Genomic DNA, 12982 nt, shown 5'->3' on the forward strand with positions numbered 1-12982 from the left:
ACCTTTGCGCAAAATAATTATCGAAAGTATGAAGATTTGGGATAAAATAAAACAACAAAATTGGTATAAGATCACTTTTGCTATTTTAATTGGTGCTGGCTTAGGCTATGCTTACTACTATTTTATTGGCTGTAGCTCCGGCTCCTGCGCCATAACTTCTAAGCCATGGAATAGCATAGGATATGGAGCTTTTGCGGGATTAATATTATCAATAAAATAAAATTAGAAAAACCTCACCTTTAGGTGTTATGAATCTTAATTAGACTACTCAACTTATTAAACTCTCTAATTACAAATATTATACATACTAGAGCTGATAATACATCGGATAAGGGTGCACACGCCCAAACTCCTTCTAATCCATAATATTTTGGTAAAATAAAAAGTAATGGGATTAAAAAGATAACCTGTCTGAGCATAGATAATAAAGTAGCTAATCCTGCTTTACCTACGGATTGATAATAATTTCCAATTATTATTTGAAAACCAATTATAGGAAGGAATAAGACGAATATTTGCAAACCTCTTGTTCCAATAGCTAACAGCTCTGCATTATCATCGTTAAATAATTGTATAATAGCCTCTGGAAACAACTCCACTACACCCCATGCAAATCCGGAAATAATGGTAGCTGATATCATAGCTATTTTTAGTGTTTGGTGAACTCTATCAAAGCGTTTGGCACCATGGTTAAACCCAATTATAGGTTGCATAGCCATGTTTATTGACATAATGGTCATAACCATTAACATGGCCACACTAATAATTACACCCAAAGCACCAACAGCCATATCGCCACCATATTTAATTAGCTGAATATTGTATACTCCGAAAACAGCACTTGAGGCCAATTGCATTGAAAAAGGCGCAAATCCTATGGTAAATATATACCATACAATATCCTTTTTTAGCCACATTTTACTGGTGCGCAATCTGATAACTGAGCGCTTACTTCTGAAGTGAGTAATTACCCAAATGGTTAAAGCAATTTGTGAAATAACAGTTGCATAGGCCGCTCCAGAAACTCCCATATGTAATACAACAATAAAGAGATAATCAAGCGCAATATTGATACCTGCACTAATCAGCATAGAAAGCATTGCTATTTTTGCACTTCCTTCTGAACGAATTAAGTTATTTAATCCATAACCTAATATATTAAAAACAGTACCTCCTAAAATTATATGCAAATATTCGCGGGCATAAGCTGTAGTTTCAGAGTTAACACCAAAGAAACCTAAAAGTGGTTTATTTAATGCCAAACCCAATACACTAATAATTACTGAAACAATAATCATTAAAATAAAGGCATTACCCAATACATGCTCCGCTCTATTAAAGTCTTTTTTGCCAAGGTTGATAGAAATGCGAACGCCTGCTCCCATACCGACTAACATACCAAAAGCCATCATTATAATCATAATAGGAAATACAGCACTTAGTCCGGCTAAGGCAAGAGCACCAACTTCTTGTCCGATAAAAATACGATCGACTATATTATACAAAGAGTTGATTATCACTCCTGCAAAGGCTGGTAAAAAATAGCGCCACAATAATTTAGGTATGGATTGAAATTCTAACTCTTTTACGTTGGTTTGTTGATCGCTCATGAAGTATTATTTATGCAATGCAAATGTACAGATAAACTATTCGTTATACACAAACTGTAAAACAAAAAGACCTTAGTTAATAAATATTAACTAAGGTCTTGTAATCTGCAGACTCTAATTTTAAATTAGAGGTCTTATATTTTATACTAAAGCTTTCCGATGCGTTCAAAAAGTTTTGCTGTAGTGTCTAATACATCATTACGCAGTTTTTTGTAGTAGGCTTTAACAATTTCCGGATTGTCTTTACCATCAGGATGACTTGCTCTGGCAATAAACTCGTTATGCATCTTTAATGTTTCAACCATTATTTCAACAACTTCCTCCTCGTCTTTCTTATCAATCTCTCCTTGTTTTAGATACACTTGAGTTAATAACTCACTTACTAAATATTTGATGTCTTTTTTTAATTCTCTAATATTTGCCATGTTATATTTCCTTTACTGTTATGCGTGCAATATACACTATTTTTTTTCTGATTTAGATTACGTAGCTCACATTTTATAAGTATTCAATATAAGTTATTATAATAAAATGATTTATCCATCATATTAGACTTACTTAAACTTAAAATTTTGTTACAGACTATTGTATTAGCTCCTATCCTACTATAAATGTTCTTTTTTATCCTTAATCATGAAGATTTAACTGTTCATAAAAAGATAAGGCACTTATGCGTACAATGCTCGATAGGTATAGGCATATTACTTAATTTTACCACATTATTAATTCCAATCAAGGTGTAGAAATAAACTAATAGTATGAAAAAAATTTACTATTTATCAACATGCAGTACGTGCAGAAGAATTATTAAAGAAATTAATCCTGACTCTTCATTTATATTTCAGGATTTAAAGGAAATGCCTATATCTGCGATACAGCTTGACCATTTAAGTAAATTAACTGGAGGTTATGCTTCTGTTTTCAATCGCCAGGCGCGTAAGTACAGAGAGCTTAGTTTGCATACTCAAGAACTTACTGAAGCACAAATACGACGCTATATTTTAAATGAGTACACCTTGCTTAAACGACCTATATTTATTGTAAATGATCAGGTATTTGTGGGAAATAGCAGAAAAGTTATAAGTGCTTTAGCAGATCATATGACCAACGTTAACTCAAAGGTGGTTAATTCTGGCACTTAGGGCTATTAATTATCTAACCAATCTTTAAATACGCTTGCTCTTGCTCTGCTTATCATTAATTTATAATCTAATTCAGGTAAGAGCTTTACTATTAACTTTCCGCCAAAGTACTGTTCTAAACTACTAATAGCATCAATATTAACAATGGCTTGCCTATTGGCTCTGATAAACATATCAGGATCTAACTCTTCTTCAAGCTTATCTAATGTAAAATTGATGATGGATCTTTTGCCATCAAAACCTATCGCATAAGTAATTTTGTTTTCGAAAAATATATAAGCAATTTCTTTCAATTGTACAGAGATCATTTGATCTCTACGAGAAACTAAGAAACGCTTTCTATAGCTTTTTTTATTAAGCTTTAATTCTTTTAATAAATCCGTATACTGCTCTGTATAGTCCTGTCTATTAGAGAATACATCAATGGCAGATTCTAGCTTTTCAATAGCCTTAACCAATAAACTTTCTTTAATTGGTTTTAAAATATAATCAACACTATTTAGCTCAAAGGCGCGCATGGCGTGCTCATCATAAGCCGTTGTAAAAATAATGGCACTATCTACTTTTACCTTCTCGAAGATAGAAAAGCATAAGCCATCAGATAATTGTATGTCTAAAAATATGATATCAGGTGCCTCATTATCAGTTAACCAAGCAACAGAATCATTAACACTGTCAAAAGTTTTTATGTAGGACCAATCAGGCCTTAGGTCTTTTATCATTGACTCAAGCATTTGAGCGCTTAGTGCTTCATCCTCTATAATTATATAATTTAAAGTCATATTATTACTGTATTAATGGGATTGATACCTTAAAAATTGAATCTGTTTCTTCTACTTCGAGTTCCTCACCCTTGAGTATCGATAATCTTTGGTTGAGGTTATTTAAACCCGTTTTTGTACTGTAGGTTGATTCCTTTAGTTGTTTAGTATTTTCAACTACTATGCAGTTATTGTTAGTTGATATAGTAATACTTAAAGGTTTTGATTTTGATGTGATATTGTGCTTTATCGCATTTTCAACCAAAATTTGCAAGGATAAATAAGGAACCTTAAAGTGTTTCACACTTTCTTCAATATTAAAGGTAACAGTAAGTCCTTCACCTATTCTTGTTTTATGCAAGTTTATGTACGCATTTAAAAAGGCTAATTCTTCACTTAAACTTGCCACATCTTTGCTACTATTACTGAGTACATATCTATATACATCCGTAAAATCTTCAGCAAATGTAATGGCCATTTTCTGATCACTTCTTATAATCGCAATTAAAGTGCTTAAATTATTGAATAAGAAATGAGGATTTAGTTGATCGCTTAGTTGTTTATAATCGTTTTCTATTTTTTCTTTTTTCAATGCCTCGTTCTCTAACATAAAATAAACAAGGCTATTGTGATGATTTCTGGCAATAGTTATGGTCACATAAATAATCATAAATAGCACCCCTACTACGAACACTAGGTTATACGTTTCTGAATCATGTATGACTTGATAAATGAATGCAGTTTCTATTGATGATACAAGAAAACGAAAAAGAAGTAGCCATGATATACTAAATACAACCAGTAAATAAAGTCTTTTCTTTAACTCCTGATGCCAAGGATATTTTTTATCTATTAATCTATCAAAAAGGAAAATAACTTCAGTACCTAGTATAAAACTAATATTAATTACAAATAAGGATACCCACTCAAAATCAACATCTTTCAGTATTAAACGATAGATTATTAGGTAAAATGAAATTGACATTAAAAGAACTATTGATAATCGTTCTTTAAGTTGCATTCTACTTCTACGAAATATAAAGTCACAATCTCTTTTTATAAAGCCCTTTCTAACCATCTCTCACTCACCTTAAACTATTACGATTGCCTAATATACCTAGACAATCGTAATATTATAAAAAATCTTATAATCTCAATACTTATAGCGAACCAATTACTTTTAAATATTGTGTTTTCAATATTTCAAAATTTGCTAAGGACTGAACTTCTTTAGCTTGGGCGTTTTGCCAAGTAGCTTGAGCATTTAATAAATCAGTAGTTGTATTTAAGCCTACATCAAAACTAAGTTGTGTTTCTTCTAAACTTTCCTGAGCTTCAGATTTATTACGTTGTGCCCAAAGAACTTCTTCAAAACCCTCTTGTAATTTTAATTGTATTTGCTGCACTTCTAATTGAATAAACTCCTTTGTGTCTTCTAAGTTATAGTTTACTTCATCAATTTTAGTTTGAGCTACAACGCGTTTGTGTTTGCGCTGATTCCAATTAAAAATAGGAACATGTAATGAAGCAGCAACCATAAACTGTGCATCATCAATCAGATTATCAATTTTAAAATAATTATAACCAGCTTGAGCACCCAATTGTGGCAAGTATTCTGCATTAACCATACGCTTTTCATATCCAGCTATATTACCTTGCTCTTGTAAAATTTTTAGTTCCTGACGTTGATCTTGTGCTAAAACATTGCCATTTACTAAGTTTGGTAATGTTGGATTAAAATCTACACGTTCCGTTAACTCAAATTCAGTATCTAGTGGTAAACCTATAACCTGACACAAATTCATTTGTAACATTTTGTATCCATTACTTGCTCTAAGAAGGCTTAATTCAGCATCGTTCTTTTGCACCTTTACTTTTAATTGTTCACTTTTAGGAACCAAACCTAATTCATAGGAAGCATTTAACTGACCTTCTAAAGTATCTAACATTTGAACATATTTTTCTGCTAGAATAACTCCTTCTCGTAAAGCAGCCAATTGCCAATAGGCTTCATCAGTATTCAATATTACTTCTGATTCTTTAAGTTGGTATGCTTGTTCAGCAATTACTATTCCCGACTCAGCCATTTTATTAGCCGTTCTGATTTTACCACCTGCATAAATAGCTTGTTGCACGCTTACATCAGCCATTATGAAAGTAAAATTATCAATTTCTGAATTTGGCATATGTGCTACTCCATTATAACTACCAGCCATTGCATCTGCAGGACTAGCTGCTGTTGGTAAAAATATATCTCCTGTACTTATTGAACCAGGTATAACACTTGCTGATGAACTTGCCGCTAAAGATGGTAAATAGTTAGTAAAAGCATCTTTCTTTTGTGCTTCGGCTGCTTGTTTATGAGATTCAGATACTTTTAAAGACCTATTATACTCCAAAGCTGATAGTCGTGCTTCCTCCAAGCTCAATTGTTTTTGAGCTTGTAAGGATAACACAGTGCATATTAAACTAATTGTGATATATAATTTCTTCATTGTTTTATTCTTTTATCTCTTTTAAAGAACGGGTATCTACTTTATAAATAATGGCATACATAATAGGTACTACTAATAATGTTACTAATGAACCCACTAAGAGTCCGTACATAATTGAAATTGCCATTCCTTTAAACATCACATCAAATAACAATGGAATCATACCTAAAATGGTTGTTAATGAAGCCATCATCACAGGACGCATACGAGATACTGCTGAATTTACGATTGCATCGAGTTGACTGGCTCCATTTTTTAGCTGATCGTTAATTTCATCGAGTAATACAATGGCATTTTTAATCATCATACCAATAAGGCCAAGCGTACCAATAATTCCAATAAATCCGAAGGTTGCATTCATCAAATGAAAACCAATGGCAACACCTGTAATGGCCATAGGAACCACGCCCATAATAATAAGTGGCTGTTTAAAATTATTGAATATCATAATTAGAATCAGGAACATTAAACCTAATGCTAATGGCAATAAATTAAATAAATCTTCTTGAGCTTCGGTACTACTTTTATGATCACCTAACCATTCCATTGAATAACCATGCGGTAATTGAATGGCTTCAATATCCTCATGAATTTGTTCGAATAACTCAGGAGGTGTAATGCCTGGTTTAGGATCGCATTGTGCTTTTATAGCCCTTTGTCCATCGTACCTTCTAATGGTTTGATTATCCCACTTTAAGTAAATAGAATCGGTAATCTGACTCAAAGGAGTACTCGTCATTCCATTACCCCAAACAGGTACTGATGAAAGATGCTCTACATCTTCTCCAATTGGTTCTTCCATTTTAAGCATCACAGGCAAACTACTACTTCCTTCGTGAATTACTCCAATAGGCATACCATTAGATGCCATTGCCAGTGAATTAGCTACTTGACTTCTACTAATATCTAAAAGTCGTGCTTGATCTGGGGAATAAGCAGGTGTTAATACCTTGGCTTTATTTTTCCAGTTATCAGTAACTCCTGTGGTATTAGGATTTGCACGCATTACCACTTTGGCCTCTTCAGCTAAACTACGTAGTACAGCCGGATCGGGACCTGAGAACTTTGCTTCCATTAAATACTCACTAAATATTGGACTATACGTACGCGCTCTTGCCAAAGCTTGCGGATATTCTTTTGATAAATACTCTAGTATTCGGGCTGAGGTTGTTTGAGAAGTAGGAAAATCGCTTGCATCGATAATAAACTCACCATAATTACTATTTAAAGTATTCATAGGGCGCAACAAGCTATAACGTGCCGGTGTTTGACCTATTGAGGTTGTTACACTCTCGATATTATCCCATGTACTGATTTCTTTTTGTATTTCATCAAGATCTTCTTCTACCTGATAAATATTACCACCCTGCGGCAACCAATATTCAATTACATATTGATTGTAATCGAGATTTGGGAAAAACTCTTGTTTTACAAAACCGAAAGACCAAATTGACACAACAATTCCAAGTCCTGATAAGGCTGCAAAAGCAGTTTTATGCCAAAGTAATTTTCGTATAACACCTTTAAACCAACGGTATAAACCATTATTATATAAATCAGCTTCGTCAGAGGCACCTGCACTTACATTCTTTTTATAAAAGAATTTAGCCATAAATGGAGTTTGTATCATGGCAAATACCCAACTTAAAAAGAGTGATATTGCTAATACATAAAACAACGATTTTAAAAACTCACCAGCCATACCAGGAGAAAATCCTAAGGGCATAAATGCGAGTATTGCAATAATTGTAGCTCCTAACAAAGGCATAGATGTTCTGATTGCAGTGTTGACAAAAGCTTTTTTACTTTCTACACCTTTTTTCAGATCCATTAAAATACCATCGGCCACAACAATTGAATTATCAACTAACATACCCATGGCAACAATAATTGCCGATAAGGTTACACGTTGCAACTCAATGCCCATCATTTTCATTATAATAAAAGTACCTAGTATTGTAAATACCAAGCCACTGGATATTAATAAGCCCGATCGCATTCCCATTGCGAATAGTAATACTACAATCACAATAAGTACCGACTCTATTAGGTTTACCATAAACCCTTTAATCGATTCAGCAACCCTATCGGGTTGAAAAAACACTTTATCAATGTTTATTCCTACAGGCAAGTCGGCGCTTAGCTCCTCTACTTTATTCTCGAATATTTCACCTATCTTAATTACATTAACCCCTTCATCCATTGCAATTGCCAAAGACATTGCTTGTACACCATTGTGCTTAAATTTATTCATCATTGGTGTATAGAACGAACGTTCAACCTTGGCAATATCTCCCAATAAGAAAGAACCGCCGCCTGGTACTTGTACCAAAAGATTCTCAACATCCTCTATAGACTTGTATTTTTCTCCAACACTCATTCTAACGCGGTCGGATCCAATTACTACATCACCCGCATCAACTAAAGATGATTCATCACCTAAGGCTTGTGCAATTAGCATTGGATTAATGCCTAACTGGGCAAACTTATCGTTAGAAAAAACAACATCGAATGTTTCCATCTGCTGTCCGTAAATCTCAATTCTTTTTATGCCATCAAGCGCTAAAAATTCGCGCTTTAAAAACTCTACATATTCGTCTAGTTCTTTATATGAGTAGCCATCAGCACTAATAGATACGAAGATTCCGTATACATCTCCAAAATCATCAACCACAATAGGATCGTGAGCTGAAGCGGGTAAATTACCTTTTACATCGTTAATTTTTCGGCGTAAATGATCATATAACTGAGGCATGTCTGACGTAGGTACTGAACCATCGATATTTACCGTAATTTCAGACATTCCATCAGAAGAACGCGACTCAATAAAATCAATATTCTCTAACTTTAATATAGCCTTCTCCAGTAAATCTGTGACTTCTAACTCTACCTCACTAGCTGATGCGCCAGGATATGGCGTCATAATAACAGCTGATTTAACAGGGATTTCAGGATCTTCAAGCTTCCCTAATCCTTGGTACGAGAGAATACCTCCCATAAAAACAGCAATCAGTAAAGCAATGATGAAGGCCTTTCTTTCTAGTATATTTTCTAAGATACTCATAGTAAACCTCCTACGTTTGATGCTGATTTGTTAGGTAATATTTTTACTTCCTGGTTTTCTTGTAATGAGTATACACCTGCTGTTACAACTACATCATTAATAGTAACTCCCTCTTTAATAGTTACAAATCCAGATCCTACTAAATCGCCAACAACAACCTCTTTTTTAGCCACCTTCATGTTTACTTTATTCACACTCCACACATAGCTTTTTGTTCCTTCTGCAAAAATTGCTTCAATTGGAACAGATATGCCATTGCTTGATTTAGGAAAAAAGTTAACACTAACCTTAGCAACCATACCCGATTTAACAAGTGTTCCATCAATATCGTTAAGAATTAATCGAACCTCGAACATTCTATCAGGACCACTTTTTTTACTGATCGATTTTACCGATGCTGGAACATTAAATCTGTTGGCATTTTTTATATCGCAAGTAATATTCTCTAGTTTCTCAACTTCGTTAATTTGGTTTTCAGGAATACTAATGATTACTTCTAATTTACTTACATCAATTAACTTAACTATTGGCTGACCAGGAGCAACCGTTTCGAAATTTTCGATTAGTTTTTCACTAATATATCCCGAAAATGGTGCTCTTAAATCGGTATCAGATAAGGCATTCTCAGCCGCTTCTAACTGACTTTTCGCCATTAAATAACCCGACTTTACTTTATCTAAAGTATTTGCAGGTAATTTATCCTGATTATATAATTTTTGATAGCGATCATATTCAGCTTCAATTTGCTCAAATTGCGCCTTGGCAGTTTGCACATTAATTTTATAATCGCGCTTATCTATTGATGCTATTGTTTGTCCTCTCTCAACATATTCACCATCATCAACTAATAGTTGGGTAACAGGTCCTCCTACCTTAAAAGGCAGCGCTACTTCTCTGTTTTCACTTACTACACCATTATAAACAATGGTTTTGTTACCCGAGCTTGGTAATACTTTATACGATTTTACGTAACGTGCTTTCTTTACCTTTGCGTCATTTGTATTAGAGCAGGCAGAAAAACCAAGTACCAGTATTGCTTGTACTGCAATAAAAAATATTTGCTTCATTTTAAAATTTATTAGGTCTTCTAATTAATATTTCTGAAACAAAAGTATAACAAGCCATTTTTTACAAACCCATTAGTTTATCGAAGTGTATTAATATAAAGCTGAAGTGAATATTTGAAGATTAGAATGAATTCTGCTTCTCCTTTTACAACTATTCTAAAATTTCTTTAATTTGCCTTACTTTAAACTAACTATTGAAATTAAACTTGAGAATAATGACAAAAAAGAAGTTTCTGATTGAATTGGCAATTGTAGTGTTAGGTGTAAGCATTGCTTTTTCTTTAGATAGCATAAAAGATAGCTATAAGTTAAATAAGCAAAAGAGAATTGCCATACAAAACATTACGCAAGAGCTTAACAAGAATAATGAATCACTTCGACAATTAATAAGTAAACAAGATTCGATGCTATCGAACTTTAATGATACTGCTGATATTGTAAATTCAACTTTTACCTTTCATACACTTAGTATTAGAACGGGAGTATACCGAAGCATTGAAAGTACTGGCTTGTTAGGAGAGTTAAATTCGGAAGAACTTATTGATATTCTTAATGTTTATGAAGGTTATAGTACCATACTGGAGTTAGAAAAATACCTGATGCAAGAAGTTTATACTTTAAGTAAATCTGATAGTCCTGAGAAGAACCTTAAAAATGCTTTTTTTTGGGTTGAACAGCTCAATAATAATGAAAAAGTGCTTTTAGAAGGATGTGAAAGATTAATAACAAAGCTAGAAAATTAAATTGGCTGGGGATACTTTATTTGGATAGGTTATTTTTTTAACTGAATTATTGAATGATGGATAAGAAATTGAAATATTTAAGATTTCGGTAATGAGTAAAACAGTGCTATAGCCATAGCTACATTGATGTTTTTGCAAAAAAGTGATACGCAACAAGAAAGCAGGAAGCCTTGATGGTATGCAAGTTTAAGAACTAAAACTGCATCATGAGTTGCACCGCAAAAAATTAGTAGAGGGTGTGTGGAAAATTCAACAGCCCCGTGTGAGTTTTTCCACAGCCTCGTGTGAATATTTCCACACGGGGCTGTGCATTTTTCAACAGGCCCCGTGTGGAAATTTACACAGACTTAATTTTTAAGTAAAATACCCTGTAAAATATACTAAGCATACAGATAATTAATAGGTATTACTTGCGTGAAATCTCACGCAGCCCTTGCGTAATAATTCACGTAAGGGCTGCGTGAGATTTCACGCCAAGTGACGTACAATCCTACGTCGAGTGGCGTACAATTCTATGCCGAGTGGCATGTAGTTTCACGTAAAATTAAACCAAATGGATTATTGAATGATGGATAAGCGTGTAGTTATAAAAGCGAAAGTACATCTGAAAATTATACAACAAACACGAATCCTAAAATCCAATAAAGAACATTAAAACCCAATTAAAATACTTGGGTGGTATCAAAAACGGGTTAGTTCAAACGCGAATAATCGCTGGGTCTTGCTGACTGCTCATGTTCCTATTTATTAGGGGTAGGTTTTATTAAGTTTATTTAAATCATTTCTCAAATCACTATCAGAGTCAATAGGTACAAATTTAGTTTTTGGTACATCCAACTTCTCACTATTACCATTGTCGTTTATAATAATCACTGTGCTATACATGTCTTTGTCTATTTTCAGATTTGCTTTCAGATAAGCATTAAACTCCCCTTGAATAGCGAACCATTCTGAATTTATTTTAACGTAATTATGTTTTCTTCCCAAAACTACTTCACTGATTTCACCGTGAATTTCAAATTCGTAAAATTCTGAGTTAAGTTTATTCGAATTAGCAAAAAGAGCAATGAGTATAACTACAAGGAAAATTATTGCAAAACCGCCCATATATTTTGCAAAACTTCGAAATGGCCATATTTTGTTTGCTTCTTTAAATAAGCTGTCAATGTTCATGTCCATAATACTCTTTTAACTAATATTTTATCTATTAAATGTGCACTTAACTTACCGCCACCACTTATAAGTTTAGTGCGGGTTTCAACGCTCTTTCCTTTCAAGTTACCGCTATCGTTGTTTAGTTTAATTTCGGTTAAATTACCCACTTCGCCCGCATTACGTTTATAATTTGTTGTGTGTTGCCTTTTGTTCAAACTTTCTATAAATATAGCATCCGACTTCTGATGGGTGGTCTTGAACCAAATCCGTGCTATTTTCCTTTCTAATTAAGTTAATCATTAATAAATCGCCTCCAGCAGCCAAAGTGAAAAACATTCCAAATATTAAAACTCCAAAATTTCCAATCAGAATTGCAATCACTGAAGGTATAATCCCCATAATAATTGCTGGTGCTATTGCTCCCTTAATATATTGTCTTACATTTAATGCTTCCTTACAATGACAATATGGTGTTAGCATTTTCCACAACACTCCAAATTTTATTGACTTAAATCCATTCTTTGCATATTTCGCCCAAACAATTCCATGTATTAATTCATGCAATACTATCCCGAATAGCATAATACCAAAAAACATCAAAATCCCTAAACCAAACACCTGTAGTCCTGCATTATCCAGATATTCTTTAATACTTATTTGAGGTTCCCACAAGAAATAATATGGCAAACCAAATATTAACCCAATTGGGAGTATAATCAAAATTCCAAATATGTTAGCCCAAGCTAAACTAATAGTCAATTTCTCTTTTTTATAATCTTTTAATTCTTGCATATGTTAGTCTTTTTTAGGTTACACACAACTAAGATGTATCCCGTCAAATATGTCAATTCATCCCTATCGTGTTTATTTTTAATTCTCCACGAAAATAAAAAAAATAGTTTATGTTTAATATTTACTCCAAAGTTTAAACTTTTATTTCTAAGC

Annotated in this window: 12 protein-coding genes; 3 read left to right on the forward strand and 9 right to left on the reverse strand. The window is 33.3% G+C overall.

Annotation, left to right across the window (positions count from 1 at the left end; genetic code table 11):
- Nucleotides 1–28 precede the first annotated feature (28 nt).
- Nucleotides 29–220 (forward strand): DUF6132 family protein, encoded by a 192-nt coding sequence (locus QMO11_RS16570; RefSeq protein WP_282038480.1) that lies wholly within the window; start codon nt 29–31, stop codon nt 218–220.
- 19 nt (nt 221–239) lie between these two features.
- Here the strand turns inward: QMO11_RS16570 and QMO11_RS16575 are convergent, their stop codons facing one another.
- Both QMO11_RS16575 and QMO11_RS16580 read right to left on the reverse strand, forming a co-directional pair.
- Nucleotides 240–1610: an MATE family efflux transporter gene (locus QMO11_RS16575; protein ID WP_282038483.1), complete on the reverse strand. Its 1371-nt coding sequence runs from the start codon at nt 1608–1610 to the stop codon at nt 240–242.
- 146 nt (nt 1611–1756) lie between these two features.
- On the reverse strand, nt 1757–2035 hold the full coding sequence (locus tag QMO11_RS16580; RefSeq protein WP_075602531.1) for a hypothetical protein: 279 nt from the start codon (nt 2033–2035) through the stop codon (nt 1757–1759).
- A 333-nt stretch (nt 2036–2368) separates the two neighbouring features.
- Between QMO11_RS16580 and QMO11_RS16585 the strand changes: the two genes are divergently transcribed.
- Nucleotides 2369–2752, forward strand: a complete 384-nt coding sequence (locus QMO11_RS16585; RefSeq protein WP_282038485.1) for an arsenate reductase family protein — start codon at nt 2369–2371, stop codon at nt 2750–2752.
- A 5-nt stretch (nt 2753–2757) separates the two neighbouring features.
- Here the strand turns inward: QMO11_RS16585 and QMO11_RS16590 are convergent, their stop codons facing one another.
- The 5 genes from QMO11_RS16590 to QMO11_RS16610 form a co-directional block, all read right to left on the reverse strand.
- The gene (locus tag QMO11_RS16590) at nt 2758–3534 is read right to left on the reverse strand and encodes a LytR/AlgR family response regulator transcription factor (RefSeq protein WP_282038487.1); all 777 of its coding nucleotides are present in this window, start codon (nt 3532–3534) and stop codon (nt 2758–2760) included.
- Nucleotides 3535–3538: 4 nt separating this feature from the next.
- Nucleotides 3539–4498 carry a sensor histidine kinase gene (locus tag QMO11_RS16595; protein WP_282038490.1) on the reverse strand — a complete coding sequence of 320 codons (960 nt, stop codon included), beginning with the start codon at nt 4496–4498 and terminating at the stop codon, nt 3539–3541.
- A 175-nt stretch (nt 4499–4673) separates the two neighbouring features.
- Nucleotides 4674–6008 (reverse strand): TolC family protein, encoded by a 1335-nt coding sequence (locus QMO11_RS16600; protein WP_282038491.1) that lies wholly within the window; start codon nt 6006–6008, stop codon nt 4674–4676.
- 4 nt (nt 6009–6012) lie between these two features.
- On the reverse strand, nt 6013–9072 hold the full coding sequence (locus QMO11_RS16605; protein ID WP_282038493.1) for an efflux RND transporter permease subunit: 3060 nt from the start codon (nt 9070–9072) through the stop codon (nt 6013–6015).
- Nucleotides 9069–10139, reverse strand: coding sequence for an efflux RND transporter periplasmic adaptor subunit (locus tag QMO11_RS16610; RefSeq protein WP_282038496.1), 1071 nt, complete (start codon nt 10137–10139; stop codon nt 9069–9071). Before QMO11_RS16610 ends, QMO11_RS16605 begins: the two co-directional genes overlap by 4 nt.
- 215 nt (nt 10140–10354) lie before the next feature.
- Between QMO11_RS16610 and QMO11_RS16615 the strand changes: the two genes are divergently transcribed.
- Nucleotides 10355–10882, forward strand: a complete 528-nt coding sequence (locus QMO11_RS16615; protein WP_282038497.1) for a hypothetical protein — start codon at nt 10355–10357, stop codon at nt 10880–10882.
- 747 nt (nt 10883–11629) lie between these two features.
- On the opposite strand, the gene QMO11_RS16620 is transcribed toward QMO11_RS16615, so the two are convergent.
- Both QMO11_RS16620 and QMO11_RS16625 read right to left on the reverse strand, forming a co-directional pair.
- A complete protein-coding gene (locus tag QMO11_RS16620; protein ID WP_282038499.1) occupies nt 11630–12061 on the reverse strand; it encodes a hypothetical protein in 432 nt (143 codons plus the stop codon).
- Nucleotides 12062–12220: 159 nt separating this feature from the next.
- A complete protein-coding gene (locus tag QMO11_RS16625) occupies nt 12221–12829 on the reverse strand; it encodes a DUF3267 domain-containing protein (protein WP_075602540.1) in 609 nt (202 codons plus the stop codon).
- Between the last annotated feature and the right edge of the window lie 153 nt (nt 12830–12982).

Source organism: Saccharicrinis aurantiacus, assembly GCF_947489045.1.
Classification (GTDB): Bacteria; Bacteroidota; Bacteroidia; order Bacteroidales; family Marinilabiliaceae; genus Saccharicrinis; species Saccharicrinis aurantiacus.